The organism is Streptomyces sp. TRM68367, assembly GCF_014495685.1.
Classification (GTDB): Bacteria; Actinomycetota; Actinomycetes; order Streptomycetales; family Streptomycetaceae; genus Streptomyces.
Window position 1 is genome coordinate 1 of the sequence record NZ_JACTVI010000085.1, and the last position, 25,653, is coordinate 25,653.

Here is a 25,653-nt window from a genome sequence, read left to right on the forward strand (position 1 = left end):
TCGACGACCTCTACGCCCTCGCCAGCGCGGCAGGACTCACCCACCCACCGGAGATCAAGACAGCGAGTTATTAATCGGCAAGCCCTTACGTGCGGAGCCTGGAGGTCAATCGGCGGGCACGCGAGTTGTACGGGCGTGCTCGGCAGACCGGGAAGATCTACACGCCTGGCGAGTACGCCGTGATCACCTCTGCCGGTTGGCTGGAGGCCCCGGATCACGTGGCTGAGGCGCTAGGCCTGGTCAAGGACCGTCGGGCAGTGCACCGGCGGCGTGTGACCAACAACCAGGACGGGCCGATCACGCTGTCCACGTCGTGGTTCGCTCCGGATGTCGGTCAGCGTGCGCCGAAGCTTCTGGAGCCGGAGCGGATCCAAGAGGGGACGCTGCTGTACGTCGAGAACATGACCGGACGGCAGGGGAGTTACGCGGAAGATCGCATGTGCGCGCGTGAGGCGACAGGGGAAGAGGCCGAGGACCTGCAACTTGCCGCCGGCTCCGCCGTCCTGATCGTGCACCACGTCGTGTTCGATCTCCAGGACCGGCCGTTGGAGTTCGCTGAGGCCACCTACCCGCCGCATCGTTGGGCCTTCGAGCAGGGCTACCCCCTCACCTGAGGGGGTAGCCCGTTGCAGCGAAGCCAAGTGACTAATCCACTAACCAGAAAGTGGCTAAGGCCACTTCACTGGGAGGAGGCGCGGTGTGACGAGTCAGCGGCCGGAACCAACGCCATCGCTTACGGCCGGTCGGACGAGCCTTGGCTGGTCCGGGTTGAGTGGTTCCGTGAGGGGACCTCGCTTCGGGTCGACGTGCACAACCCGGGCTTTCCGGCGAACGTGCAGCTGAGGCACCCCGACGCTGACGACTCCCACGGACGTGGGCTGCTCCTGGTCGATTCGCTGGCCGAGTCGTGGCACGCCGCGCCGAGCCGCTTCGGCGGAACCGTCGTCTCCTTCGTGGTGGCCGATGCCTGGCCCGGCAGGTAAGAGTTCGCTCCGCTTCTACTTCGGCAATCGAAGATTCGCTGGTCTGGTTGACCAGTTGACTTGGCCAATCCCGACAGGCGGCGTTCATGGCGTATGAAGTGGAGCCACCGAAGTACGTGCGCCTCGCACAGACGATCCAGCGCCGCATCGAGGATGGCACGTATCCGCCCGGCACACGGGTACCCAGCGAAAACCAACTGGTGCAAGCCTTCGGGATGTCCCGGCCGACCGTTGTCCGGGCGCTGGAGCTGCTGAAGCGTGACGGCTGGGTGGAATCCCGGCAGGGGTACGGCACGATCGTGCGAGGTCGCCCGGCTGTCGTCGAGCAGAAGGACCGCCGCGGGAGTGAAGCGCTCGCCCGCGACGAGTCGCAAGCGGCAGGGCGCTTGGTCGAGGTCGGCTACGTCCCTGTTCCTGCGCGAGTCGCCTCCGCGCTCGGATTGCCCAAGCGGGCCAAGATCCTCATGCGCCGATTCCTGGTCGAGGAGGACGGCGAACCGATTGAGCTGGTGTCGTCGTACTTCCCCGCCGGCCTGGTCGAGGGTACTGAGCTGGAGAGTGCCAAAGCACTGACGGACGGCACCCGCGCACACCTGGAGGCGCGCAAGAAGGTCCGCTTCGACCATGTGACGGAACGGGTTTCGGCCCGTCTGCCCGAGCGTGACGAGGCGGAGCTTCTGGATCTTCCTGAGGGGGTTCCGGTCCTCAGTGTCCTGGTCGTCGCGTGCGACGCCTCCGGGCAGGCGCTGCAAGTCTCCGACGTGTTGATTCCTGCCGACCGGCAGGAAGTGGAAGACACTTACCGCCTGAACTGAGCTGACGCCTCGACCGCCACGATCCTGCTCACCGAAGCGCCGGCGCCGAAGGTGCGCGACCGGCAGACCGGTGAGATCGCCAAGGACGCCGTGAGTGGTGAGGCGCTGATGACGGTCGGCGTCGTCTACATCGACGAGGGTGAGTCGTCGCTGATCCAGGTCACCGTCCCCGAGAGCGGTGTGACGGACGGCCTGACCGTCGGCGCCCCGGTCTCTCTGCCGGGGCTCATCGCCCGGCCGTGGGAGAGCGTGTTCAACGGGCAGCAGCGGCACGGCATCGCCTACCGGGCGACCGCCATTGCTCCTGGCGCCTTCCCGATAGAGCAGGCGGGCTGATCGTGGTGACCGACCTGGTGACGTGGGCTGAGCTGGGCGGGTCGCTCGCTGCGATGGGCGGCGCGGCCTACGCCCGGCATGCCCATCCGGCGGCGTACTGGTCCACGGTCGGGCTGCCGGTCTCGGTGGTCCGGCTGCTGGCCTCGTACACCTCCACCATGGAGGCGTGCGGCCTGACGGTCGAGCCACGCCGGTGGCGGGCCCTGGCCCTCAAGGCCACCACTCGCCGTGAGGTCCGGCCGGTGCCTCCTTGCCGGGGCATGATCCGGCCCACCTCGACCGGTCTGCGGCTCCGGTTGCGGCTGGCTCCGGGCCAGGAACCGGCGGACGTAGCGGCCTCGGCCGAACGTCTGCGGCACGCCTGGGGTGTTCACGCCGTGTACGTGCGGGACGTCAAGCCCGGTGTCGTGGAACTGCGGCTCGTCGGCTTCGATGTCCTGCGGAAGGTGCGGATGCCCCGTCGGACCGACGCCGGTCCGCTCCGCGTGCCGGTGGCTCTGCGGGAGGACGCGATCGCCTTCGTACGGGACTACCGGGCCGTACCTCATGAACTCGTGCTCGGCGCCACGCTGTCCGGCAAGTTCATGTTCCTGCGGAACCTGCTTGTCGGGCTGGCCGCCCAGCCGGTGGTCCTGGTCGGGATCGACTGCAAGCGCGGTGTGGAGCTGGCGCCGTTCGCTCCTCGGCTCTCCGCGCTGGCCACCGACCCCGAGCAGGCGGCCGAGCTGCTGCCCGTGCTCGTCAAGGAAATGGAGGACCGATACGACGTGATCAAAGCGCGGCAGGGCATCGCGCCCGGCACCCCGGACGAGCTGATCACCTCGGACGTCTGGGGCCTGCCGGAGGACGAACGCCCGGCTCCCATCGTGCTGTTCATCGACGAAGTGGCCGAACTCTTCCTCGTCGCCACGAGGAAGGAGGAAGAGCGACGGGACGTCGCCACCGCCGGACTGCTCGACCTGGAGAACGTGCCTGCCTGGCTCCGCATCCTCGTCGCCGGATGGCCCGCGGTCGCCTTCCTCGGCGGGACGCTGCTCGCTCACGGATCAGCGAATCCCAGCGCGGACCCGGTGGCGGCAGCGGAGCCCCGTTCGACGGCGCAGGCATCGGAGCCGACCGCCGAAGAGGTCGAACTGCCCTCGGCTGCGCCCGAACTTCCAGCCACCGCATCGGAGTCGGCTCCACCGCCTCCGTCGGTGCCGCCCGCGCTCGTCACTCTCGCCCGCAAGGTCGCCGACGAACACCGCGCCCGGACCGGAACCGACATCGACACCTCGACCCTTCGCGCCCGGCTCGGTGTGCCCATGCCGCTCGCCGAAGCCATCACCACCCAACTCACCTGACCCGGAGGACCTTCCCCTTGCGCCCGTCCACGCTCCGCGCGCTGAAGCGCGCCGCCGAGCTGACCCGACAGAACCGCCTGACCGAAGCCGTGCTGATCGCAGAGCCGGTGATCCTCGCCGCCGACAGCTACGAGGGCGACGAGATCTTGCGCTGGCTGGCCGACCACGTCACCGACTTCACCGGCGAGACCGACAAGGAGATGCCCTGACGTCCGCCAAACGCCGTTTCCGCAACGTCGTCCGCATCGGCCCCGTCCAGGTCGCCACCTACTACGACGGCCGGGGCCGCGAGAAGCACACCGCCGCCTGCACCGCTCCGCGCTGCGGCTTCTCCACCGACTACGACAGCCGCGCCGCCGCCGAGCTGGCCGCGCGCACCCACCGCTGCCGCGTCCGCTGAGGAGTTCCCGTGACCGTCTCGCTGTCGCTCGTCTTCGTCCTGGGCGTCATCGCCTGGGCCGCGATCAAGTTCCTCGGCATCCGCCTCTGGGTCGCCATCGTGATCGCACTGTTCGGCTTCTGGCTCTCGCACACCATCCTCGCCCCGGCCATCGAGTCCGGCACCCGCTCCGGGGTCGACGTCGTCAACGGCACCCACGAATGACACCCCGACCGACAAGGAGTCCCGCGATGTTCCGCCCCAAGCTGCCCGACACCCCGCACGTCCCGAGCATCACCACACACATCCCACAGGATCACGCCCCGGCCCCTTCCGCCGGCCGCTCGGTCGCCCCGTTCGTCGGGGTCGGCGCCGGTGCGGTGGCCGCCGTGGTCGTCGTCGGCGTCGTCCTCACCGCGCTCCTGGCGGCGGTCGCCGTCTCGGCCGTGTCCGTGGCCATCGCCGCCGTGGTCCTGCGCTCCCTCATTCACCGGCGCCAACAGGCGCTGACCGGCCGCCGGGGCGGCAAACGCCGCCAAGCATCCCGCCGCCCCGGGGCCGTCCCTCCCAACCGCCGAAACAGCCGAAAGGAAGACCCATCATCACCCGGCAGACTCCGCCCCCGCTGGCGGAACTCTCCATGCTGGCCTCCCTCGGCACCATGCCCGAGCTGGCCCGCCAACTCTCCGGCCTGGGCGGCTGCACCAACCCCGTGCGCCTCGACGGCCGCCGCACCGAATACGCGGTCGACCGGACAACCGGAGAGATCGGGCGCGTCCTCCACCACCTCGACTCGTCCTCCCTGCCCGCCGGAAGTCTCCTCGTCCGCTGCAACAACCGTCGCGCCACCCGCTGCGCGGCCTGCGCGGAGGTCTACCGCCGCGACACCTTCCACCTGATCACCGCCGGGCTCCGCGGCGGCAAGGGCACCGCCGAACAGGTCGGCACACACCCGCGCGTCTTCGCCACCCTCACCGCACCGAGCTTCGGCCCGGTCCACAACCGCCCCTTCAGCGGGCGGCCCTGCCGCTGTGGTGCCCGGCACGACAACACAGACCCGGTCCTCGGTACGCCCCTCGATCCGGACGCGTATGACTACGAGGCGGCTGTGCTCTGGAACGCCCACGCCGGAGCCCTCTGGCGGCGCTTCTCGATCTACCTGCGCCGTGAGATCGCCAAGCGCGCCGGCCTCACCCAGCGCGCGTTTCGGGATCACGCACGCGTTTCCTTCGCCAAGGTCGACGAGTACCGGTCCCGCACGGTGGAGCCTCTGAGGCGACCCCGGCCGCGCTACGGGAGGGCTGCCTGATGGTCAACAGCAGGGGCAGGCGTCGCCGCTTCGGTGCGATCAGAAAGCTCGCCTCCGGCCGGTACCAGGCGCGCTATCCGGGGCCCGACGGGGTGATGCGTCCGGCACCGTTCACGTTCGAGACGACGGCGGACGCGGATGACTGGCTGGCCGAGAAGCAGACCGAGATTCGCCGTGGCGAGTGGCGTGACCCCGATGCGGGCGCGGTGAGCTTCCGGGCCTACGCGGAGAAGTGGGTGGAGGAACGGGAGCTCGCGCCCCTCCGGAGGGCTTCCAGTTCTACGACCTGCGGCACACCGGGCACACGCTCTCCACGCGTTCCGGTGCCACCCTGAAGGACACGATGGTGCGGGCCGGACAGTCGTCCGAGAAGGCCGCGCTGATCTATCAGCACTCCGACGAGGAGCGCCAGGAGGAGGTCGCCGCCGGCCTCGACGCCACCGTCCGGAAGGCTCGGGAGGAGGCTGCCCAGGAGACCACCGAGAAGCGTTCTGGCACGGATCTGGCACGCGGCCAGTGATCACAGCGGACAGCAAAAGGGCCCAGGTCTCTGACCTGGGCCTTAGTCGTGGAGCGGGTGACGAGAATCGAACTCGCGCTCTCAGCTTGGGAAGCTGATGTTCTACCATTAAACTACACCCGCGTAAGACGCCGACCGGGGTGATCCGGAACGGTGTCGGAATGCTCGCCCACTGTACCTCATGTCAGGCTCCCGGTGCTCAGGCCGCGGGGTCTGAGGTCGTTTCAGGGGAGGGACGGGGCTGCGGCGGGCCGGAGTTGGGGCGTACGGTGGAGGGGTGGGAGAGGGGCCGGGTGGGCACGGAGTGCCGCCTGGAGAGTCGTCTCTTTGATCCCGTAATGTGCGATTGGCGTCGGGCGAGCAGCAGCCAGACGCGGCTCTTGGGGAAGGGACTCTAGTACTTGATGGAGCGCACCGTCGTCCGCTGTGCCGATGGGCACGTGTTCAGCACCGCCTCGTTTCCGATGCAGCAGGCCGAGCGACTCGGCCCCGGTCGGCTCATGCGGTGTCCGCGCTGTGCGCGGCTCCGCAGTGTCGTACCGGTGAGTCTGGAGAGGCGTTAGCCGCGAGCGTGGCCATGCGGTAGCAGGCTCGCAGTTCCGGGCGCGCGGAGTCGGCCGATGGTGGCCGCTTCGCGCGCCTTGCGTATCCTCGGGGCGTGCTTCTCTCAGACAAGGACATCCGGGCCGAGATCGACGCCGGGCGGGTACGGATCGATCCCTACGACGAATCCATGGTGCAGCCGTCCAGCGTCGACGTGCGCCTCGACCGTTTCTTCCGGGTGTTCGAGAACCACCGGTACCCGCACATCGACCCGTCGGTCGAGCAGGTGGATCTGACGCGGCTCGTCGAGCCCGAGGGGGACGAGCCGTTCATTCTGCATCCCGGTGAGTTCGTGCTCGCCAGCACGTACGAAGTCATCACGCTGCCTGATGATCTTGCCTCCCGGCTGGAGGGGAAGAGCTCGCTCGGGCGCCTCGGGCTCGTCACGCACTCCACCGCCGGCTTCATCGACCCCGGTTTCTCCGGGCACGTCACGCTGGAGCTGTCCAACCTCGCCACCCTGCCCATCAAACTGTGGCCCGGCATGAAGATCGGCCAGCTGTGCATGTTCCGGCTCAGCTCGCCGGCCGACTATCCGTACGGCAGCGAGCGGTACGGCTCCCGCTACCAGGGCCAGCGCGGCCCGACAGCCTCCCGCTCCTACCTCAACTTCCATCGGACCCAGGTGTGAGCGAGGGCGCCCAGTCATGAGCGACGTACGGGAGCATCTCAGTTACGAGCAGTTCGGGCGCGCCGTGCGTGAGCTCGCGCAGGCCGTCGCCGACGACGGGTACGTGCCCGACCTCGTGCTCTCCATCGCCCGCGGCGGTGTGTTCGTCGCCGGCGGGCTCGCCTATGCCCTCGACTGCAAGAACCTGCACCTGGTGAACGTCGAGTTCTACACCGGCGTGGGGACCACCCTCGACATGCCGGTCATGCTCGCGCCCGTCCCCAACGCCATCGACTTCACCGACAAGAAGGTGCTGATCGCGGACGACGTCGCCGACACCGGCAAGACGCTCAAGCTCGTGCGCGACTTCTGTGTCCATCATGTCGCCGAGGTGCGCTCCGCAGTCATCTACGAGAAGTCGCAGTCGCTCGTGAAGTGCGAGTACGTGTGGAAGCGCACCGATGACTGGATCGACTTCCCCTGGAGCGTCCAGCCGCCGGTCGTGAAGCGGGCCGGGCAGGTGCTTGACGCCTGAGACGCCGGTCAGAACAAAGGCCCCGGCGGCAGCCGGGGCCTTTGCTGTGCCGGGTGCCTCTAGAACGTGCCCAGCTTCACGATCGACAGCAGTGCGATCAGCTGGATCGCCGACGCGCCCAGCGCCTTCGGCCAGGGCAGGTCGTGGGAGCGGGTGACCATGGCGGTCAGCAGGGCGCCGGCCGCGACCCAGGTGGCCCAGCCCAGGCCCTGGACGAACGTGGCGTCGCCGCTGAAGAACATCGCGAAGACCAGGCGGGGCGCGTCCGTGACGGACATGATCAGCATGGACAGGCCGACTGTGGGCTGCCAGGCGCCGTCGCCGCCGAGCTGGCGGGCCAGCGTGTGCGTGACCACGCCCAGGACGAAGGCGCTCACCACCAGCGCGACGGCCGTCGTCAGGACGATCGGCACGGCGTTCGACAGTGTGGCGTTTATCGCATCCTGGCGGGCGCCGTCGAAACCGAAGACCGCGAGCAGGCCGTAGAGGAAGGTCACGATGAGGGCGGGGCCCCACATCGTGTAGTCGCGCATCTGGAGGAAGGTCTGGTTGGGGGACATCACGATGCCCCTCAGCAGCTCCTTCCAGTGCAGGCGCGGGCCGGCCGGGCCGGGCGGCGGGGCGGCCGAGCCGGCGCGGTAGGTCCCGCCCTGGTTATAGGGGTCCTCGCCGACGCCGAACGCCTGGGTGTGGCCCGGGTTGTTGGCCGCGTACGGGTCCTGCGGACCGGGTGGGTACGGCCCGTCGGGGCCGTCGCCGAAGTACTCCGGCTCGCCGTGGTTGCCGTAACCGCCGCCGTTCGTCTGCGGCCACGGGCCACCCGCGCCCCCGGCGCCGTACGACGGCTGCTGGCCGGGGTACGGCTGCGGCGGCGCCGAGGGGTAGCCGTACGACGGCCCCTGCGGCGTCTGCTGCCCGGGGTACGGAGGTTGCTGCGGTCGCGCGTGAGGAGCGCCGTTGTCCCGGCGGCGTCCGATCCTGAATCCAGCCACGTCTTCGAACGTACCTGGTTCCGTACAGTCACGTGCCGGGCCCGGCGTTCCCGGCCCGGCTTTGCTGCCGACCTGTGACATCCCCTAAGGGGACGTCAGGTCTCACATCAGTGGTCCCTCAGGGGCACACCCGTACGGGACACCAGTGCCTGATTTGCCAGCAATGTTCCGTTTACACCCCCGTTTGACAGGGCTAGCGTGAAAGTAAACGTGATGCCAACCCCCAGCCCCTCGGAGAAGGGAGCAGCCATGTCGTGGACGATATCCGGTACGTATGTCGCGGGTTGCTCGTGCGCCGTCCTGTGCAGCTGCCCGTACGACGGTCAGCCGCGGGATGCCGCAGGCGGGACCGAATGTGTGGGCTCCGCCGTGTTCCACGTGGCGAACGGGAACCTGGACGACGTGGACCTGACGGGCGTGGACTTCGCCTTCTACAACCACTTCCCCTCCAACCTGACCTCCGGCAACTGGAAGGTCGGCCTCGTGGTGGACACCGCGGCCAGCGACCAGCAGGCGGACGCCCTGGAGCGCATCCTGTCCGGCCGCGAAGGCGGACCGTTCGGCCAGCTCTCGCAGTTCTACGGCGAGTACCTGGGACTGGAACGGGCCAAGGTGTCCCTCGCGGAGGGGGAGAAGCGCGGCCTCACGGTCGAGGGCAGGACGGAGCTGTCGTACGAGCCGATCACCGGTCCCGACGGCACTCCGACGAAGATCAAGAACGCCCAGTTCGGGTTCGCGCCCGAGTTCGAGGTCGGCACCACCAGCGGACGTTCCGACGCGTTCGGACTGACCTTCGAGGCGTCGTACGGCGAGACGGCGGACTACGTCTTCAGCAGCGAGGAGACCGAAGGAGCCAGCACGGGACGTGCCTGATCGGGGTGTCAACGGGACGTGTCTGACCGAGGTGCCGGGTGAGCGCCCGTGAGGCGCCGCGGCTGCTGCCTACGGTGTTCTCGGCGTCCTCGGCGTCCTCGGCGTCCTCGGCGTCCTCGGCGTCCTCGTTGTCGAGGTGCGTGCCGATCGACGTCCCTCTGGGCTGTCCGCTGGCGGTCACATGCCGTCGTCCATCGACGGCATCGTGTCCTGGAGCCCGGGCAGCAACCAGTCCTGGAACGGCGCGAGCACGGCCAGGACGAGGAACGCGACGCCCACGGCCCGGGCGAGCAGCGGACCCCGTGCCCACAGCTTCTCCACGAAGATCACCAGGGCCAGCACCGCCATCGCCGCCACGTTCATCACGCCGAGCGGGACCAGGACGACCATCAGCCCGGCGCAGCACCCGACGCAGTAGGCGCCGTGGTGGAGCCCCACCCGCAGGTCGCGCGCCGGCGGCCGGAAGCCGGCGTAGCGCATCAGGTGGCTCATGGGGTCTCGGCAGTGCCGCAGGCACACGTACTTCAGCGGGCCGAGCTGGTACAGGCCCGCGAGGAGGAACGCGGTGAAGCCGATCCAGCGCCCGGCGGCCGGGTGGTCGGCGACCAGGTCGCCGGTGAGGGCCAGGGCCGCGTAGGCGAGCGCCCCGAACGCGGTCCACACCAGCAGATAGCCGCCCACGAACTCGGCGGTGCGCGCGGTCCGGATCCAGCCGGAGGACTGCCGTCCGATGCCCCGCGCCCAGGTGATGGCCACCGGCGCCATGGACGGCAGCATCATGGCCGCCATCATCGTGACCCAGAGCAGCAGGAACAGGGGCAGTGCCATCCCCATGGTGCCGGGCTCGACCCCCATGTCACGGGCCTGCCCGATCGTGAGCGTCCAGGCCGGCACCGCGATCAGCACGACCAGGAGCCAGGCGGCCGCGAGATCCCTCTTCGGCAGCAGCCCACCGCCGGGTCCGGTCGGCGGGAGCGACCGCGAGGGCGCGGAGACCGACGTCCGGGTATGACGCATTGGCGTGTCCTCCTCCGGATACACCCAGCAGACCACACCTCCACCTGGCGTGCGACCTGGCCTGGCACGTCGTAGCCAGCCGGGGCGATCACGGCGGAAGGGGGCAACGCGACGCCCCCGGGTCCCGTGCAGGGCATCCCGGGGGCGTCGGCGCGGTGCCGCGTTGCGGCGCTACTTCACCGGCTCCGGCTCCGGCGCGTTCTCCGTGTCCGCCGTGCCCGCCGGCGGCTCGTCGTCCGTGACCGGTGTCTTGACCGACTCCAGCAGCAGCTGGGCGACGTCGACGACCTGGATCGACTCCTTGGCCTTCCCATCGTTCTTCTGGCCGTTGACCGAGTCGGTCAGCATGACGAGGCAGAACGGGCAGGCCGTGGAGACGATGTCCGGGTTGAGCGAGAGGGCCTCGTCGACGCGCTCGTTGTTGATGCGCTTGCCGATCCGCTCCTCCATCCACATCCGCGCGCCGCCGGCGCCGCAGCAGAAGCCGCGTTCCTTGTGCCGGTGCATCTCCTCGTTGCGCAGGCCCGGGACCTTGCCGATGATCTCGCGCGGGGGCGTGTAGATCTTGTTGTGGCGGCCCAGGTAGCACGGGTCGTGGTAGGTGATGAGGCCCTCGACCGGGGTGACCGGAATCAGCTTGCCCTGGTCCACGAGGTGCTGGAGCAGCTGGGTGTGGTGGATGACCTCGTAGTCGCCGCCGAGCTGCGGGTACTCGTTGCCCAGGGTGTTCAGGCAGTGGGGGCACGTCGCGACGATCTTCTTCGCCGACTTCGGCTTCCTCGTCGACTCGTCCTGGTCGTCCTCACCGAACGCCATGTTCAGCGAGGCCACGTTCTCCATGCCCAGTTCCTGGAACAGCGGCTCGTTGCCCAGGCGCCGCGCCGAGTCACCCGTGCACTTCTCGTCCCCGCCCATGATCGCGAACTTCACGCCCGCGATGTGCAGCAGCTCCGCGAAGGCCTTCGTCGTCTTCTTCGCGCGGTCCTCCAGCGCGCCCGCACACCCGACCCAGTACAGGTACTCGACCTCGGACAGGTCCTCGATGTCCTTGCCGACCACCGGCACCTCGAAGTCGACTTCCTTCGTCCACTCCAGGCGCTGCTTCTTGGCCAGGCCCCAGGGGTTGCCCTTCTTCTCCAGGTTCTTGAGCATCGTGCCCGCCTCGGACGGGAACGAGGACTCGATCATCACCTGGTAGCGGCGCATGTCGACGATGTGGTCGACGTGCTCGATGTCGACGGGGCACTGCTCGACGCAGGCACCGCAGGTGGTGCACGACCACAGCACGTCCGGGTCGATGACGCCGTTCTCCTCGGCGGTGCCGATCAGCGGGCGCTCGGCCTCCGCCAGCGCCGACGCCGGGACGTCCTTCAAAACCTCGGCAGACGCCTTCTCCTCGCCCTCCATCGTCTTGCCGCCACCGGCCAGCAGGTACGGCGCCTTGGCGTGCGCGTGGTCCCGCAGGGACATGATCAGCAGCTTGGGGGAGAGCGGCTTGCCCGTGTTCCAGGCCGGGCACTGCGACTGGCAGCGCCCGCACTCGGTGCAGGTGGAGAAGTCCAGCAGGCCCTTCCAGGAGAACTGCTCGACCTGGGAGACCCCGAAGACGTCGTCCTCGCCGGGATCGGTGAAGTCGATCGGCTCGCCGCCGGACGTCATCGGCTGCAGCGCGCCCAGCGCCGTACCGCCGTCGCTCTCCCGCTTGAACCAGATGTTCGGGAAGGCGAGGAACCGGTGCCAGGCCACACCCATGTTGGTGTTCAGCGAGACCACGATCATCCACACGAAGGACGTGCCGATCTTGATCATCGCCGTGAAGTAGACGAGGTTCTGCAGCGTGGTGACGCTCAGGCCCTTGAAGGCCAGCACCAGCGGGTACGAGGCGAAGTACCCGGCCTCGTAGTGCTCGACGTGGTGCAGGGCGCCCTCCAGGCCGCGCAGGACGTAGATGGCGAGGCCGATGGTGAGGATGACGTACTCGACGAAGTACGCCTGACCGGCCTTGGAGCCCGCGAAGCGGGACTTGCGGCCCGCGCGCGACGGCAGGGTCAGCAGCCGGATCACCATGAGCACGGCGATGGCCAGCACCGTCATCACACCGATGAACTCGATGTACATCTCGAACGGCAGGAACCCACCGATGACCGGCAGCACCCAGTCGGCCTTGAACAGCTGGCCGAACGCCTGGGCGAGGGTCGGTGGCAGCGTCAGGAAGCCGATAGCCACGAACCAGTGGGCGATGCCCACGATGCCCCAGCGGTTCATCCGCGTGTGGCCGAGGAACTCGCGCACCAGGGTCACACTGCGCTGGTAGGGGTTGTCGGTCCGGCTGCCCGCGGGAACCGGCTGGCCCAGCTTGAAGTACCGGACGAACTGGCCGATCGCGCGTGCGAGCAGCGCAACGCCGACCACGGTCAGAACCAGCGACACGATGATCGCGGCGAGTTGCATGGGGGCTCCTCGGGCCTGCGAGGGTTCAGGAGGACCGGCGGCGACATTGCCGACCGTGGTCCTCGACATTACTAAGCGGTAACTTATGCAGTCCGTCTGAGACTACCCCTATCTTCCGTCACGCCGCAGCCAGCCGCGGGGTGATCTGGATCGCTGAGGGTAGCCTCAGGATCCGGCCGTGTTATTCATACCAAATTGCTACTTTCGCCCCTAACGTGGATCCGTGCTCTACGGGATTGCCGCCGCCAGCCTCGCCCTGCTCCTCGCCGCCGCCCTCACGGCGTTCCTCCGCATGCCCGCGCTCCGGCTCGGCATCGTCGATCAGCACCGGCAGCGGCCCGTGCCGCTGTCCGGCGGCGCCGCCGTCGTGCTCACGACCGGGCTGGTCGCCGGGGCCGGGCAGTGGACCGGCGTCGCCCCCCTCGGCTCCGGGGTCGGCAGGCTGCTGGCCGCCGGTGCCGGGGTCGCCGCGCTCGGGCTGGCCGCGGACGTGTGGCGGCTGCGGCGGCGGTTCCTGCTCGCCGGTACGGCGGTCGCGGCGGCGCTCGTCGTGCCGTACGGCGAGACCGGCGTGCCGGGCGGGCTGCTGGCCGTGGCCTGGATCGTGGGCGTGACCGGCGCCTTCTGGGGGCTCGACCGCGCCGACGGGCTGGCCGGGACCGTGGGTGTGGTCACCGCCTTCGGGGTGGGGGCGTGTGCGGCGGTCGAGGTGATGGACGGGCTCGCGGTGCTGCTGAGTGTGCTGGCCGCCGCGCTGACCGGGTTCCTCATGCACAACTGCATCCGGCGCGGACCGCGCTCGGGGCGTGCGGCTCGCTGTTCGCCGGGTTCGTGCTCGCCGCGGCGGCCGTCCTCACGCGCGCGGGGCACGGCCTCGGCGCCAGTGCCGGCGTGTTGTTCGCCCTCACCGCCGTGCTGAGTGCTGACATCGCGCTCGTACTGCTGGCCCGGCGGCTGGCCGGGCGGCCGGTCCTCGCCGGCGGCCCCGACCATCTCGTCCACCGGCTGCGGCGGCTCGGCCTGACCGCGCAGGGCGTGACCGTACTGCTCGGCGCCGGGGCGTTCGCGGGGGTGCTCGTCGGGGTGCTCGCGCATGCCGGGTGGGTGGACGGGGACGCCGTGCTGTGGGTGGCGGCCGTGGCTCTGATCGTCGTCCCGGCGCTCTCCCGGGTGCCGGTCCGGCGGCCCCGCCGGTCCGTGTCTTCGCAGGTCAGGCCGCGGTTGCGTGTGAGGAATGGATGAGAGTTGAGTCAGCCTGACTCAGCTCTGTTGACCCAGCGGGGAGCCTCGTGCACACTTGAGTCCGTTCCACTCAAGTCAGCTGGAGGAATCACAATGGCACGTGCGGTCGGCATCGACCTGGGCACGACAAACTCCGTCGTCAGCGTTCTGGAGGGCGGCGAGCCCACCGTCATCACCAACGCCGAGGGCGCCAGGACCACGCCGTCCGTCGTCGCCTTCGCCAAGAACGGCGAAGTGCTCGTGGGTGAGGTGGCCAAGCGCCAGGCGGTCACCAACGTGGACCGGACGATCCGTTCGGTCAAGCGGCACATGGGCACCGACTGGAAGATCGAGCTCGACGGGAAGCCCTTCAACCCGCAGCAGATCTCCGCGTTCATCCTGCAGAAGCTCAAGCGGGACGCCGAGTCCTACCTCGGCGAGAAGGTCACCGACGCGGTCATCACGGTCCCGGCGTACTTCAACGACGCCGAGCGCCAGGCCACCAAGGAGGCCGGCGAGATCGCGGGCCTGAACGTCCTGCGTATCGTCAACGAGCCGACCGCCGCCGCCCTGGCCTACGGCCTGGACAAGGAGGACCAGACGATCCTGGTCTTCGACCTCGGTGGCGGTACCTTCGACGTCTCGCTGCTGGAGATCGGCGACGGCGTCGTCGAGGTGAAGGCCACCAACGGCGACAACCACCTCGGTGGTGACGACTGGGACCAGCGCATCGTCGACTACCTGGTCAAGCAGTTCCAGGCCGGCCACGGCGTGGACCTCAGCAGGGACAAGATGGCGCTCCAGCGCCTGCGTGAGGCCGCTGAGAAGGCCAAGATCGAGCTGTCCTCCTCCACCGAGACCTCGATCAACCTGCCCTACATCACGGCCTCCGCCGAGGGCCCGCTGCACCTGGACGAGAAGCTCACCCGCGCCCAGTTCCAGCAGCTCACCAGCGACCTGCTGGAGCGCTGCAAGGTGCCGTTCCACAACGTCATCAAGGACGCGGGCATCCAGCTCGGCGAGATCGACCACATCGTCCTCGTCGGCGGCTCGACCCGGATGCCCGCCGTCGCCGAGCTCGTCAAGGAGCTGACCGGCGGCAAGGAGGCCAACAAGGGCGTCAACCCGGACGAGGTCGTCTCCATCGGCGCCGCGCTCCAGGCCGGTGTCCTCAAGGGCGAGGTCAAGGACGTCCTGCTGCTCGACGTCACCCCGCTGTCCCTCGGCATCGAGACCAAGGGCGGCATCATGACCAAGCTGATCGAGCGCAACACCACGATCCCGACGAAGCGTTCGGAGATCTTCACCACGGCGGAGGACAACCAGCCGTCGGTGCAGATCCAGGTCTACCAGGGCGAGCGCGAGATCGCGGCCTACAACAAGAAGCTCGGCATGTTCGAGCTGACCGGTCTGCCCCCGGCGCCGCGCGGCGTCCCGCAGATCGAGGTCTCCTTCGACATCGACGCCAACGGCATCATGCACGTCACGGCGAAGGACCTCGGCACCGGCAAGGAGCAGAAGATGACCGTCACCGGCGGTTCCTCGCTCCCGAAGGAAGAGGTCGACCGCATGCGCGAGGAGGCCGAGCGCTACGCGGACGAGGACCACAAGCGCCGCGAGGCCGCCGAGTCCCGCAACCAGGGCGAGCAGCTCGTCTACCAGACCGAGAAGTTCCTCACGGACAACGAGGACAAGGTCCCCGCCGACGTCAAGACCGAGGTCGAGGAAGCCGTCGGCGAGCTGAAGGAGAAGCTCAAGGGCGAGGACACGGCCGAGATCCGCACCGCCACGGAGAAGGTCGCGGCCGTCTCCCAGAAGCTCGGCCAGGCCATGTACGCCGACGCCCAGGCATCCCAGGCCACCGGTGGCGCCTCCGCGGGCGCCGAGCAGCCCAAGGCCGACGACGACGTCGTGGACGCCGAGATCGTCGACGACGAGCGGAAGGACGGTGCCGCGTGACGGAGGAGACCCCGGGCTTCGACGAGCAGCAGCAGGCCCAGCAGGGCCGGCCGCGGCAGCCCGACGTCCCCTCCGGCGCCGCCTCCGACGACGCCGAGCCGAAGGCCGCCACCCCCTCCCCGGAGGAGGGGGCGGCCCCGGCCGGGGACGCGAGCCAGACGGCCGGCCTGGTGGCCCAGCTGGACCAGGTGCGCACCGCGCTGGGCGAGCGCACCGCGGACCTCCAGCGCCTCCAGGCCGAGTACCAGAACTACCGCCGCCGGGTCGAGCGCGACCGGATCGCGGTCAAGGAGATCGCCGCGGCGAACCTCCTGACCGAGCTCCTGCCCATGCTCGACGACATCGGCCGCGCGCGGGAACACGGCGAACTGGTCGGCGGGTTCAAGTCCGTCGCCGAGTCGCTGGAGACCACCGTCGCGAAGATGGGCCTGCAGCAGTTCGGCAAGGAGGGCGAGCCCTTCGACCCGACGATCCACGAGGCCCTGATGCACAGTTACGCGCCGGACGTCACCGAGACGACGTGCGTGGCGATCCTGCAGCCCGGGTATCGCATCGGCGAGCGCACCATCCGCCCCGCGCGGGTGGCCGTCGCCGAGCCCCAGCCGGGCGCGCAGACGGTCAAGGCGGCCGAGGAGGCCAGGGAAGGCGGCACCTCGGAGCCGGCGGACGACAAGGAGAACGGTGGCCCGGAGGAGGGCTGACGTCGACACTGACCGTGGGAAGGAGGGGCGTCGAGGGTGAGCACCAAGGACTTCATCGAGAAGGACTACTACAAGGTCCTCGGCGTCCCCAAGGACGCCACCGAGGCCGAGATCAAGAAGGCGTACCGGAAGCTCGCCCGCGAGTACCACCCGGACGCCAACAAGGGCAACGCCAGGGCGGAGGAGCGCTTCAAGGAGATCTCCGAGGCGAACGACATACTCGGTGACCCCAAGAAGCGCAAGGAGTACGACGAGGCACGCGCCCTCTTCGGCAACGGCGGCTTCCGTCCGGGGCCGGGCGCGGGCGGCGGCAACTTCAACTTCGACCTGGGCGACCTGTTCGGCGGCCAGGGCGGCCAGGGCCAGCCCGGCGGCTTCGGCGGCGGTCTTGGCGACGTCTTCGGCGGCCTGTTCAACCGTGGCGGCACGGGCACCACACGGACCCAGCCGCGGCGCGGGCAGGACATCGAGTCCGAGGTCACCCTGAGCTTCACCGAGGCGATCGAGGGCGCGACGGTCCCGCTGCGCATGTCCTCCCAGCAGCCCTGCAAGGCCTGTTCGGGCACCGGCGACAAGAACGGCACGCCGCGTGTGTGCCCGACCTGCGTCGGCACCGGCCAGGTGGCCCGGGGCTCCGGCGGCGGGTTCTCGCTCACGGACCCCTGCCCGGACTGCAAGGGCCGCGGCCTGATCGCCGAGGACCCCTGCCTGGACTGCAAGGGCAGCGGCCGGGCCAAGTCGTCCCGCACGATGCAGGTCCGCATCCCGGCGGGCGTCACGGACGGGCAGCGCATCCGGCTGCGCGGCAAGGGCGCACCGGGCGAGCGCGGCGGCCCCGCGGGCGACCTGTACGTCGTCGTGCACGTCGACGCGCACCCCGTCTTCGGCCGCAAGGGCGACAACCTCACCGTCAGCGTGCCGGTGACGTTCGCCGAGGCGGCCCTCGGCGGCGACATCCGGGTGCCGACGCTGGGCGGCCCTGCCGTCACGCTGAAGCTGCCGCCGGGCACGCCCAACGGCCGCACCATGCGCGCCCGGGGCAAGGGCGCGGTCCGCAAGGACGGCACCCGCGGGGACCTGCTGGTCACCGTCGAGGTGAGTGTCCCGAAGGACCTGACGGGGAAGGCTCGGGATGCGTTGCAGGCGTATCGCGAGGCAACCGCGGGCGAGGATCCGCGGGCGGATCTGTTCCAGGCCGCGAAGGGAGCTTGATCGAGATGGACGGCCGTCGACGCAACCCGTATGAACTGACCGAGGAGACTCCGGTCTACGTCATCTCGGTGGCGGCCCAGCTCTCCGGCCTGCACCCGCAGACCCTGCGCCAGTACGACCGCCTGGGCCTGGTCTCGCCGGACCGCACGCCCGGCCGGGGCCGACGCTACTCGGCCCGCGACATCGAACTGCTGCGCCAGGTACAGCAACTGTCGCAGGACGAGGGCATCAACCTCGCCGGCATCAAGCGCATCATCGAACTGGAGAACCAGGTCGCCGCCCTCCAGGCCCGCGTGGCCGAGCTGCAGGACGCCCTGGACGGTGCGGCGGCGGCGATGCGCCAGCGCGAGGCGGCGGTGCACGCGTCGTACCGCCGCGACCTGGTGCCGTACCAGGAGGTGCAGCAGACCAGCGCGCTGGTGGTGTGGCGGCCGCCCAAGCGGAGGCAGCAGTCAGACTGACGCCGTCAGTCAACTGCGTCCAGGGGCCCGGAGGTTCATCCGAACCTCCGGGCTCCTGTGCTGACAGGAAGCACCGGAGGGGCCCTTCGTGTGTCCCGGGCGGGGTCAGCCGGGGACCATGTCGCCGGCCGCGTGCATCGCGAGCATCCACATGGGCTGGGCGCCCGTGCCGAAGGCGGCGGCGAGCGCGTAGCCGAGGGCCGCGTCGAGGGGCTCCGGCTCGGCGTCCTCGCGCCACTCGGCGAGGACGTGTCCGTCACCGTCGGAGGAGAAGTCGCCGATGTGCCGCTCGTCCCGCAGCAGGCGGCTGCCCGGAATGGAGTCCGGCGCCAGGCGCCAGGCGTGGCCGTCGCGGCGGACGTCGACGCGGAACGAGCGGCGGGTCAGTCGGCCCTTGGCGGGGTCGAGGACAGCCTTCTCGCCGTCCACGGTCAGCGTGAGCCGGCTCCCGTCCCGGGTGCCGATCGGGACGTGGTCCTGGGCCTCGGTCCCCTCCGCGCGGAGCAGTTCGATCCGGGGCACCGACTCGCCCTCGACGGTTGTCGCGCCCGCCTCGGTGTCGAGCCGGACCGTGGCCGGGGCACACGCGACGAAGGCCCGGCAGGCGGCCGACTCGGCGACGGAGGCGGCGGCGGAGGCGGACGCCGCCGCGACCCGGTCCGAGGCAGCGCGCGACCGTCCATGATCACGTTGATGCCACGCAGCATGATCGTGAAGGCCGCCCGTATGCCACCTTGCCCGACCCTGCCCACGTCGCGCCAACTCGCCGAGCAACACGACCTCGCTGCCGAGGAGTTGTGCACGCCCGACCGGCTCCCCTCGCTGCTGGACGCGGTCCGCACCGTCCCCGATCCGCGCGCGGCGCACCCGATCACCCACCCCTGGCCGATGCTGCTCGGCCTGGTCGCCTGTGCCCTGCTGTGCGGGATGCGCTCGGTACGCGGCGTGATCCGCTGGGCGAGCGGCCAGGGCGCCGGCACCTTCGCCGCCCTCGAAGTCCCCGCCGGCGCCCCGGACATCGCTAGAACGGCTGGCCAAGGGTCTCTCGTGGCCGAGATCGTTCGTTCACCTGGTCGAGTTCCCGAGGTGGCGCAGCGCCCTCGGGGGCACGACTCGCGAGGAAAGGCATTGGTTGTACGGATCTTTGTCCTTGGCTGGAGCCCCCGCAATGGAGGGGTCGTAAAGGTCATCTGGAGGCGGTCGCTCCAGCCCTTCACCATGGCTGCGGAGCGTGGTGTTGCCATCTCGTTAAGTGGTTCCGCTTGACGCTGGGGGTTCACTCCGCGTTGGCTTTTAAGTCACCTGGGTCGCAATGCCGCACCCTTGTCCGGAAGGCACCAGAAGTGAGCAGCCTCATGCGCCGTATCGCCATAACCGTGGCCGTGTCCACGATGACCGTCACGCTGGCCTCCTGCGGGATGATGGGCGCGACGGGGAGCAGCGGCGAGGCGAGCCCGACCAAGGGCTCCGACATCACGGTGGGCCTGCTGCTGCCGGAGAAGGCCAACACCCGGTACGAGCAGTTCGACTACCCCATCATCAAGAAGAAGGTCGAGTCGCTCACCCGCAACAAGGGCCGGGTCGAGTACGCCAACGCCGAGGCGGACGCCGGCCGGCAGGCGAGCCAGCTCCAGCGGATGATCGACGACCGGGTCGACGTGATCCTGCTGGACGCGGTCGACTCGCACGCCATCGCGGACGGGGTGCAGAAGGCCAAGGACGCGGGCATTCCGGTCATCGCCTACGACCGGCTCGCCGAGGGCCCGATCGACGCGTACATCTCCTTCGACAACGAGCTGGTGGGCGAGGTCCAGGGCCGCTCGATCATCGAGGCGCTGGGCAACGGCATCGACACCTCCGACAAGATCGTCATGATGAACGGCTCGCCCACCGACCCCAACGCCAAGCAGTTCAAGGCGGGTGCGCTCTCCGAGCTGAGGGGCAAGGTGACGATCGCCCAGTCCTTCGACACCAAGGACTGGAAGCCGGAGAACGCCCAGAAGAACATGGCCGACGCGATCGATGCGATCGGCAAGGACAACATCGCCGCCGTGTACTCCGCCAACGACGGCATGGCGGGCGGCATCATCAAGGCCCTCGAAAGGGCGGGCGTGACCGACCTGCCGCCGATCACCGGGCAGGACGCGGAGCTGCCGGCGGTACAGCGGATCATCAGCGGCGAGCAGTACATGAGCGTGTACAAGTCGTACCCGCAGGAGGCCGAGAACGCCGCCGAGATGGCCGTTGCCAAGGTACAGGGCCGCGACATCCAGTTCGACGCCCTCACCCGCGACCGGGTCGACAGCCCGACCCAGAAGGGCATCCCGGCCCAGCTCGTCCCCGTGGTCGCCCTGACCAAGTCCAACATCAAGAGCACGGTCGTCGCGGACGGCATCTACCAGCTGTCCGACATCTGCACCGCGAAGTACGCGGCCGACTGCGCGAAGATCGGGCTGAAGAAGTGACGCGGGCGGCCTCCCGCGGATCGAGCCACGGGAGGCGCGCCTCTCACGCCACCCGCTGATGCGGCGCCGAAGCGAGCGGCAGAGCCCTGCACTACATCGACATCGCCCGCACTACCGGCACGGTCGACTCTCCGATGCAGCGGGTGCGGTTGGACACCGCATACAGGCACATCCTTCTGTCGGATGCGGCGACCCGGAATGATGGGCTGTCCGTCTTCGATCAGGCGGCACAGGTGGCCCGCCAGTACGGGCTGAGCCACCAGCTGCGCAGTATCGAGGGCATCCGGAAGGACCAGCAGGGATGAGCCAGGGAGTGCCAGTGCCGGAGCACGAGCAGCGCCAGATCACCGACGAGCAGTTCCACGACGCGACGCTGATCTGGAACTACCACCAGATGGGCCATGAACAGCGGCCCTGCTCGGCGGCGATCGGCTTGGGCAGCCACGACCTCGGAGTGGCCACCACGGCCGCCGACCTCTACCGCGTCGGCCTCTTCCCGGTCGTGGTGTTCAGCGGGGGCAACAGCTCCACCACCCGGGCCCGCTTCCCGCGCGGTGAGGCCGTCCACTACCGCGAGCACGCCCTGAGCCTGGGTGTGCCGGACGAGGCGATCCTGGTCGAGCCCAAGGCGGCCAACACCGGCCAGAACATCACCTTCTCCCGCGAGTTGCTGGCCGAGGCCGGCATCGCGGTCGAGTCGCTGCTGCTGATCTCGAAGCCGTACATGGAGCGCCGCTCGTACGCGACCTGCCGCAAGTTGTGGCCCGAGGCTGAGGTCGTGTGCGCTTCGGAGCCGCTGGCGTTGGACGACTACATCAAGTCCATCGGCGACGAGAAGCTCGTCGTCGACATGCTCGTCGGTGACCTGCAACGGGTGATCGAGTACCCGAAGCTCGGCTTCGCAGTCGAGCAGGATGTACCGGGGGATGTGTATGACGCTTACGAGCGACTTCTGCGTGGCGGCTTCGACAGCCGCCTCATCGGCACCTGACCCGTTCCACACTGGTCCGCCGGGCGGGGTGTGTGCGATCCACCAACCGAACCTCTTCCCACGGCTGTCCACGCTGGCCAAGCTGTACGCCGCCGACCGGTGGATCGTCCTCGACGACGTCCAGTTCGCCCGGCGCGACTATCAGCACAGGGCTCGGATCGCGGCCTGGACAGCCCCGCCAGGCAGCAGAGGCTCACGCTCCCCACGCACCTGCCCGGCGGGCGCCCGACACTGATCAGCCAGGCGCGGCTCGCCGACCCCAATCGCTCCCGCCGTACCGTCAGCCTGCTGATTCGCCAGTACTACGGCCGCAGCCGTCACTGGCCCGCGGTGCGTGAAGTCTTGGACGCGGTCCTCGATCAGTTCGAGGACACCGAACGGGTCTCCGACATAGCCAGGGCGTCAACGATCGCCCTGCTCACCGCCCTTGGCTGGAGCGGAGACGTACGGGACAGCAGCACGATGCCGACTCAGGAAGGCCGATCAGAACGGCTCGCCGATCTGGTCGCGGCCACGAGCAGTACCCACTATCTCTGCGGCACGGGTGGCTGGAGCTACCTCGACCGGGCTCCGTTCGATGCCCACGGCATCCCGGTGCTGACTTTCCACACTCCTGTGGATACGGAAGACCCACTCTGGCGGTGGTCCCGAGGGATCAGCAGCCTCTGGGCACTGAGCCAGATCGGGCCGGAAGCCCTGGCTGCCATGCCGGCGGCTCAACGAGACAGGCTCTTTCGGGGGTCTTCACGTGACCGAGCCGCAGGCGTCGGGCAAGAAGCCGTTCCTGTACGTCGTCGTGTGCGCGGCCGGGGTCGCCGGCGACGTCGGCAAGCTGATCACTGCTGCTCAGGAGGCGAACTGGGATGTGGGCGTTGTGGCCACTCCGCAGGGCCTGGGTTTCATCGACGCGGAGGCAGTTGAGGCCCAGACAGTGGGGTCGTGTTGCGGACCACGCCCGGTCCGCGCATAGTTGCGCTGCGGAAGAGCCAGGGAAACCGGGGGTGGGATGGCCGATGGCCGGGCACGGGACGGAGGAGCATCCACACGGTGCTGACCGACTGTGCGAGGCCGGGGATCGCGTGTATTCCCGGGCCGTACGGCGGGGCCGGGTGGCGCGCCGGGATGCCGAGCCGGTGCCGTGCCTGCTGGACCTCGCCCTGCTGCACCCGGACCCCGACGACATGGACTGGCTGGTGCCGACGTCGCCGCAGGAGGTCATGACGCGGCTGCTGCGCGGACTGTACGACGAGGTCAGCGCGAGCCAGCGGCGGGTGGGCTCCGCGGTCGCCGCCTTCGAGTGGTACGCCGGCCTCGGCCGCCAGGTCACGCCGGCGCCGTCCGCGTCGGAGGGCGGCTCGGCGATCCGCGTCCTGGACGGGCTCGCCCGGATCCAGGCTGCGATGGACGAGGCGACGGAGGCCTGTACGACCGAGGTGCTCACCGTCCAGCCCGGCGGCATCCGGCGCGAGGCGGAATTGTCGGAGGGCCTGCACCGGGCGCTGGAGCTGCGCGGGCGCGGGGTGCGGATGCGGGACCTGTACACCCACGTGGCCCGGCACGGGCAGGGGCTGCTCAACTACCTTGAGCTGATGGGCGACGCGGTGGAGGCGCGGACGCTGGACGAGGTGATCGACCGGCTGATCCTGTTCGACCGCACGGTGGCCTTCATCCCCGCGAACACCGACCGCACGATGGCGCTGGAGCTGCGGCACCCGGCGCTGGTGGAGTACCTGGTCACGGTCTTCGAGCGGTTGTGGCGGCTGGCGATTCCCCTGACGGCCCCGCTCCCGGACACCGGTATCGAGGGCATCTCGCACCGGGAGCAGTCCATCGCGGCGCTGCTGGCGGAGGGCCACCAGGACGCGGTGATCGCGGAACGGCTGGGCATCAGCGTCCGTACGTGCCGGGCGCACATCGCCCGCCTGTCGGAGACGCTGGGGGCGGCCAGCCGTACGCAACTGGGGGTGCGCATCGCCCAGGTTGGGCTGGACGGGCCGGCCCGGTCCGTCGGCGCCTCGCTGGCCTTTCCCGACCAGGGATCGCGGACCGTGCGCTGAGCCACGGCGCCCCGGAACCGTCAGTGCGCACTCTGCTCCTCTTCCAGGATCCCCGACTGCGCGATCAGATAGCCCAGTTGGGCCCGGCTGCCGCTGCCGAGGGCCGAGGCCAGCTTGGCGATGTGGGCCCGGCAGGTACGGACGTTCATACCCAGGCGGCGGGCGATGGCCTCGTCGACGTGCCCCTCCACCAGGAGTTTGGCGATGGAGTGCTGGATCTCCGTGATGCCGTCCGGGGCCGTCTCGTACGGAGCGCCCACGCTCAGCGGGACCGCGCGGTTCCACATGAACTCGAAGACCTTGACCAGGTAGCGGATCAGCCCCGGATGGCGCAGCTCCAGGGCGACCTGCTGGTCGTCGCGGGTGGGGATGAAGGCGACGGACTCGTCACAGATGATCAGCCGTTCCACAAGCTCGTCGATCGTCCGGTACTCCACCTTGCCGTCGGCGAACTGCTCGACGTACGACAGCTTTTCTGGGTTGTAGCGGGCCGTGTGCTGATAGAGCGTGCGGATCCGTACCCCACGTTCGATCAGCGGGCGGTCGCGCTCCAGGCCCTGGATGAAGGTGCGTTCGGAGAAACGGTTGGTCGGCTGGACGGTGAGCATCTCGCTCTGGCACTGCGCGGTGGCCACGTCCAGGGCGGCGTTGATCCGGTCGCTGCCCTCCAGAACGGCGATCGAGTCGGGGCCGGGCGCGGTCTGGGTGGTCAGGGACATGAACGGCTCGAAAACATCGGACAGTTCGATTGACCAGCGACGGCGCTCGGCTATCTCACGTTCTATGGGATTGAGCCGCTGGGCCAGCGCGACGGCCGGCGGGATGGGCCGCAACCAGTCCGGGTCATCGGGATCGGGGTAGAGCAGGGCGAACTCCACTAGGCAGGGAGCCTGTTCCACTTCGGCGCGCGCGATGCGTCCCACCCGTAGGGCGTTCGCATAAAGTCGGCCACCCGCCTCGCACATCTCGGTCACCGCATGGGGATGTGTCTCCTTAGTCCGATTCATTATCAAATCTCCACCCCCCAGGGTCCTGAACATGCAGGAACATGATGCACCGATTGTGTGGCCATGACGTGCCCGAATGAGCCATCGTCGTACTCGACGGGGGAAGAGGGGACCTTCAAGTGAGGACGAAGCCGACTATGGGTAAGAGAGTGCTTCGCTCGATACTTGTCGCCACCTTCTCCGCCGTTGTGGCCTTCGGTGCGCTGAGTGGCCATTCCGGTGCGAGGAGCGACGATCGGGCGGACAGCAGGTGGCCGAGCGTGGCCGTGTCCTCTGCGCCTGTGGATGCGGCGGGCGACAGCAGGTGGCCTCAGGCGCCCATCACCTCTGCCGATGCGGCGGATGACGGCGCGGGGGGCTGACGTGACGACTCCACCCGACGACCGCTCCTTCCGTCGCGAGATGGCCTCCGCGTACCGCTCCGGCTGGCACTTCATCGACCTGGTCACCGCGCTTCCCCACAGCGGTGACTCGCTGATGGTGACCGTCTTCGGCGAGCCGGTCGTCGTCACGCGGGACGAGGACGGGGACGTACGGGCGTACCGGTGTCTGCGGCGGCCTCGGGGGGCGCCGCAGCCGGTGAGGTGTGCCATCCGATACGGAATGATCTTTGTGAACCTTGACCAGCGGGACCACCGGCAAGTGGGCTCGGAGGCCCCTTCCGAGCTACGGACCATCTCAGCCACCCCCCGCAGTGCCTGACGCGATTCCCCCGTCGTAAAAGATCGCGCAGGTACTTCCCCCCGCAGCGGGGGCACCGTGACCTGAACACGGTGACGCCGCTGCAGTTTTGGGCGACATTTCCGGGTATCC

25 protein-coding genes, 1 tRNA gene and 8 pseudogenes are annotated in these 25,653 nt (G+C 69.3%); 28 read left to right on the forward strand and 6 right to left on the reverse strand.

Annotated features, from left to right (window positions below):
* Positions 1–86: 86 nt before the first annotated feature.
* From H8R17_RS35025 to H8R17_RS35075, 11 genes and pseudogenes are all read left to right on the forward strand, one after another.
* A pseudogene (locus H8R17_RS35025) lies at positions 87–614 on the forward strand (GntR family transcriptional regulator); the annotation flags it as partial.
* Positions 615–626: 12 nt separating this feature from the next.
* Complete coding sequence (locus H8R17_RS35030) at positions 627–983, forward strand: ATP-binding protein (protein ID WP_399477677.1); 357 nt, start codon at positions 627–629, stop codon at positions 981–983.
* Between the two features lie 86 nt (positions 984–1,069).
* The gene (locus tag H8R17_RS35035) at positions 1,070–1,798 is read left to right on the forward strand and encodes a GntR family transcriptional regulator (protein WP_187827256.1); all 729 of its coding nucleotides are present in this window, start codon (positions 1,070–1,072) and stop codon (positions 1,796–1,798) included.
* 51 nt (positions 1,799–1,849) lie between these two features.
* On the forward strand, positions 1,850–2,134 hold the full coding sequence (locus H8R17_RS35040) for a hypothetical protein (RefSeq protein ID WP_316959616.1): 285 nt from the start codon (positions 1,850–1,852) through the stop codon (positions 2,132–2,134).
* Between the two features lie 5 nt (positions 2,135–2,139).
* Positions 2,140–3,477 (forward strand): FtsK/SpoIIIE domain-containing protein, encoded by a 1,338-nt coding sequence (locus H8R17_RS35045; RefSeq protein ID WP_316959619.1) that lies wholly within the window; start codon positions 2,140–2,142, stop codon positions 3,475–3,477.
* A 17-nt stretch (positions 3,478–3,494) separates the two neighbouring features.
* Positions 3,495–3,686 (forward strand): hypothetical protein, encoded by a 192-nt coding sequence (locus tag H8R17_RS35050; protein ID WP_104783024.1) that lies wholly within the window; start codon positions 3,495–3,497, stop codon positions 3,684–3,686.
* Positions 3,683–3,877, forward strand: coding sequence for a mobile element transfer protein (locus H8R17_RS35055; RefSeq protein ID WP_187827279.1), 195 nt, complete (start codon positions 3,683–3,685; stop codon positions 3,875–3,877). The genes H8R17_RS35050 and H8R17_RS35055 overlap by 4 nt, the downstream gene beginning before the upstream one ends.
* Before the next feature lie 9 nt (positions 3,878–3,886).
* Complete coding sequence (locus tag H8R17_RS35060; protein WP_187827257.1) at positions 3,887–4,081, forward strand: hypothetical protein; 195 nt, start codon at positions 3,887–3,889, stop codon at positions 4,079–4,081.
* A gap of 26 nt (positions 4,082–4,107) precedes the next feature.
* A pseudogene (locus tag H8R17_RS45940) lies at positions 4,108–4,347 on the forward strand (SpdD protein); the annotation flags it as partial.
* Positions 4,348–4,496: 149 nt separating this feature from the next.
* Positions 4,497–5,114, forward strand: a pseudogene (locus tag H8R17_RS35070) (replication initiator); the annotation flags it as partial.
* Between the two features lie 50 nt (positions 5,115–5,164).
* Positions 5,165–5,685, forward strand: a pseudogene (locus tag H8R17_RS35075) (hypothetical protein).
* A 49-nt stretch (positions 5,686–5,734) separates the two neighbouring features.
* Here the strand turns inward: H8R17_RS35075 and H8R17_RS35080 are convergent.
* A tRNA-Gly gene (locus H8R17_RS35080) sits at positions 5,735–5,808 on the reverse strand.
* A 535-nt stretch (positions 5,809–6,343) separates the two neighbouring features.
* Here H8R17_RS35080 and dcd point away from each other — a divergent pair.
* The gene (gene dcd / locus H8R17_RS35085) at positions 6,344–6,919 is read left to right on the forward strand and encodes a dCTP deaminase (RefSeq protein ID WP_187827259.1); all 576 of its coding nucleotides are present in this window, start codon (positions 6,344–6,346) and stop codon (positions 6,917–6,919) included.
* 16 nt (positions 6,920–6,935) lie between these two features.
* Positions 6,936–7,433: a phosphoribosyltransferase gene (locus tag H8R17_RS35090; protein WP_187827260.1), complete on the forward strand. Its 498-nt coding sequence runs from the start codon at positions 6,936–6,938 to the stop codon at positions 7,431–7,433.
* 59 nt (positions 7,434–7,492) lie between these two features.
* On the opposite strand, the gene H8R17_RS35095 is transcribed toward H8R17_RS35090, so the two are convergent.
* The gene (locus H8R17_RS35095) at positions 7,493–8,506 is read right to left on the reverse strand and encodes a Yip1 family protein (protein WP_187827261.1); all 1,014 of its coding nucleotides are present in this window, start codon (positions 8,504–8,506) and stop codon (positions 7,493–7,495) included.
* A 168-nt stretch (positions 8,507–8,674) separates the two neighbouring features.
* Here H8R17_RS35095 and H8R17_RS35100 point away from each other — a divergent pair, with 168 nt between their 5' ends.
* Positions 8,675–9,298: a DUF1326 domain-containing protein gene (locus tag H8R17_RS35100; RefSeq protein ID WP_187827262.1), complete on the forward strand. Its 624-nt coding sequence runs from the start codon at positions 8,675–8,677 to the stop codon at positions 9,296–9,298.
* A 177-nt stretch (positions 9,299–9,475) separates the two neighbouring features.
* Here the strand turns inward: H8R17_RS35100 and H8R17_RS35105 are convergent, their stop codons facing one another.
* Complete coding sequence (locus H8R17_RS35105; RefSeq protein ID WP_187827263.1) at positions 9,476–10,315, reverse strand: DUF2182 domain-containing protein; 840 nt, start codon at positions 10,313–10,315, stop codon at positions 9,476–9,478.
* 171 nt (positions 10,316–10,486) lie between these two features.
* Positions 10,487–12,766 (reverse strand): 4Fe-4S dicluster domain-containing protein, encoded by a 2,280-nt coding sequence (locus H8R17_RS35110; RefSeq protein WP_187827264.1) that lies wholly within the window; start codon positions 12,764–12,766, stop codon positions 10,487–10,489.
* Positions 12,767–12,989: 223 nt separating this feature from the next.
* Here H8R17_RS35110 and H8R17_RS35115 point away from each other — a divergent pair.
* The 5 genes and pseudogenes from H8R17_RS35115 to H8R17_RS35135 all read left to right on the forward strand — a co-directional run bounded on the left by H8R17_RS35115 (position 12,990) and on the right by H8R17_RS35135 (position 18,320).
* Positions 12,990–14,008 (forward strand): annotated as a pseudogene (locus H8R17_RS35115) (MraY family glycosyltransferase).
* Between the two features lie 93 nt (positions 14,009–14,101).
* Positions 14,102–15,946 carry a molecular chaperone DnaK gene (gene dnaK, locus H8R17_RS35120; RefSeq protein ID WP_187827265.1) on the forward strand — a complete coding sequence of 615 codons (1,845 nt, stop codon included), beginning with the start codon at positions 14,102–14,104 and terminating at the stop codon, positions 15,944–15,946.
* Positions 15,943–16,647, forward strand: coding sequence for a nucleotide exchange factor GrpE (gene grpE / locus H8R17_RS35125; RefSeq protein WP_187827266.1), 705 nt, complete (start codon positions 15,943–15,945; stop codon positions 16,645–16,647). Before dnaK ends, grpE begins: the two co-directional genes overlap by 4 nt.
* Before the next feature lie 36 nt (positions 16,648–16,683).
* Positions 16,684–17,859 carry a molecular chaperone DnaJ gene (gene dnaJ / locus H8R17_RS35130; RefSeq protein ID WP_187827267.1) on the forward strand — a complete coding sequence of 392 codons (1,176 nt, stop codon included), beginning with the start codon at positions 16,684–16,686 and terminating at the stop codon, positions 17,857–17,859.
* A gap of 5 nt (positions 17,860–17,864) precedes the next feature.
* Positions 17,865–18,320, forward strand: a complete 456-nt coding sequence (locus H8R17_RS35135) for a heat shock protein transcriptional repressor HspR (protein WP_187827268.1) — start codon at positions 17,865–17,867, stop codon at positions 18,318–18,320.
* Positions 18,321–18,425: 105 nt separating this feature from the next.
* Here H8R17_RS35135 and H8R17_RS35140 read toward each other — a convergent pair whose 3' ends face one another.
* Positions 18,426–18,842, reverse strand: a complete 417-nt coding sequence (locus tag H8R17_RS35140) for a hypothetical protein (protein WP_316959617.1) — start codon at positions 18,840–18,842, stop codon at positions 18,426–18,428.
* Positions 18,843–19,013: 171 nt separating this feature from the next.
* Here H8R17_RS35140 and H8R17_RS35145 point away from each other — a divergent pair, with 171 nt between their 5' ends.
* The 8 genes and pseudogenes from H8R17_RS35145 to H8R17_RS35170 all read left to right on the forward strand — a co-directional run bounded on the left by H8R17_RS35145 (position 19,014) and on the right by H8R17_RS35170 (position 23,833).
* Positions 19,014–19,586, forward strand: coding sequence for a transposase family protein (locus H8R17_RS35145; protein WP_262505730.1), 573 nt, complete (start codon positions 19,014–19,016; stop codon positions 19,584–19,586).
* Positions 19,587–19,675: 89 nt separating this feature from the next.
* Positions 19,676–20,785: a substrate-binding domain-containing protein gene (locus tag H8R17_RS35150; RefSeq protein ID WP_187827280.1), complete on the forward strand. Its 1,110-nt coding sequence runs from the start codon at positions 19,676–19,678 to the stop codon at positions 20,783–20,785.
* An 80-nt stretch (positions 20,786–20,865) separates the two neighbouring features.
* Positions 20,866–21,090 (forward strand): annotated as a pseudogene (locus tag H8R17_RS47705) (hypothetical protein); the annotation flags it as partial.
* Entirely contained in the window at positions 21,087–21,776 is a 690-nt protein-coding gene (locus tag H8R17_RS35155) for a YdcF family protein (RefSeq protein ID WP_187827270.1), read from the forward strand. The pseudogene H8R17_RS47705 and the gene H8R17_RS35155, both read left to right, overlap by 4 nt.
* Positions 21,718–22,011, forward strand: coding sequence for a WbqC family protein (locus tag H8R17_RS47710; RefSeq protein ID WP_262505732.1), 294 nt, complete (start codon positions 21,718–21,720; stop codon positions 22,009–22,011). Before H8R17_RS35155 ends, H8R17_RS47710 begins: the two co-directional genes overlap by 59 nt.
* Positions 22,011–22,319, forward strand: a pseudogene (locus tag H8R17_RS47715) (WbqC family protein); the annotation flags it as partial. The gene H8R17_RS47710 and the pseudogene H8R17_RS47715, both read left to right, overlap by 1 nt.
* A 205-nt stretch (positions 22,320–22,524) precedes the next feature.
* Positions 22,525–22,707: pseudogene (locus H8R17_RS35165) on the forward strand (flavoprotein); the annotation flags it as partial.
* Positions 22,708–22,789: 82 nt separating this feature from the next.
* A complete protein-coding gene (locus H8R17_RS35170; RefSeq protein ID WP_187827271.1) occupies positions 22,790–23,833 on the forward strand; it encodes a helix-turn-helix transcriptional regulator in 1,044 nt (347 codons plus the stop codon).
* A 20-nt stretch (positions 23,834–23,853) separates the two neighbouring features.
* Here H8R17_RS35170 and H8R17_RS35175 read toward each other — a convergent pair whose 3' ends face one another.
* Positions 23,854–24,873 carry a helix-turn-helix transcriptional regulator gene (locus tag H8R17_RS35175; RefSeq protein ID WP_187827272.1) on the reverse strand — a complete coding sequence of 340 codons (1,020 nt, stop codon included), beginning with the start codon at positions 24,871–24,873 and terminating at the stop codon, positions 23,854–23,856.
* 330 nt (positions 24,874–25,203) lie between these two features.
* Here H8R17_RS35175 and H8R17_RS35180 point away from each other — a divergent pair, with 330 nt between their 5' ends.
* Positions 25,204–25,542, forward strand: a complete 339-nt coding sequence (locus H8R17_RS35180; protein WP_187827273.1) for a hypothetical protein — start codon at positions 25,204–25,206, stop codon at positions 25,540–25,542.
* The last annotated feature ends 111 nt before the right edge of the window (positions 25,543–25,653 follow it).

Coding starts and splice junctions, on each gene's coding strand:
- H8R17_RS35090 (WP_187827260.1), top strand. CDS start 6,936: ATGAGCGACGTACGGGAGCATCTCAGTTACGAGCAGTTCGGGCGCGCC.
- H8R17_RS35135 (WP_187827268.1), top strand. CDS start 17,865: ATGGACGGCCGTCGACGCAACCCGTATGAACTGACCGAGGAGACTCCG.
- H8R17_RS35100 (WP_187827262.1), top strand. CDS start 8,675: ATGTCGTGGACGATATCCGGTACGTATGTCGCGGGTTGCTCGTGCGCC.
- H8R17_RS35175 (WP_187827272.1), bottom strand. CDS start 24,873: ATGTTCAGGACCCTGGGGGGTGGAGATTTGATAATGAATCGGACTAAG.
- H8R17_RS35155 (WP_187827270.1), top strand. CDS start 21,087: ATGAGCCAGGGAGTGCCAGTGCCGGAGCACGAGCAGCGCCAGATCACC.
- H8R17_RS35035 (WP_187827256.1), top strand. CDS start 1,070: ATGGCGTATGAAGTGGAGCCACCGAAGTACGTGCGCCTCGCACAGACG.
- H8R17_RS35145 (WP_262505730.1), top strand. CDS start 19,014: ATGCCACGCAGCATGATCGTGAAGGCCGCCCGTATGCCACCTTGCCCG.
- H8R17_RS35105 (WP_187827263.1), bottom strand. CDS start 10,315: ATGCGTCATACCCGGACGTCGGTCTCCGCGCCCTCGCGGTCGCTCCCG.
- dnaK (WP_187827265.1), top strand. CDS start 14,102: ATGGCACGTGCGGTCGGCATCGACCTGGGCACGACAAACTCCGTCGTC.
- H8R17_RS47710 (WP_262505732.1), top strand. CDS start 21,718: ATGACGCTTACGAGCGACTTCTGCGTGGCGGCTTCGACAGCCGCCTCA.
- H8R17_RS35150 (WP_187827280.1), top strand. CDS start 19,676: ATGCGCCGTATCGCCATAACCGTGGCCGTGTCCACGATGACCGTCACG.
- H8R17_RS35170 (WP_187827271.1), top strand. CDS start 22,790: ATGGCCGGGCACGGGACGGAGGAGCATCCACACGGTGCTGACCGACTG.
- H8R17_RS35110 (WP_187827264.1), bottom strand. CDS start 12,766: ATGCAACTCGCCGCGATCATCGTGTCGCTGGTTCTGACCGTGGTCGGC.
- H8R17_RS35095 (WP_187827261.1), bottom strand. CDS start 8,506: ATGTCACAGGTCGGCAGCAAAGCCGGGCCGGGAACGCCGGGCCCGGCA.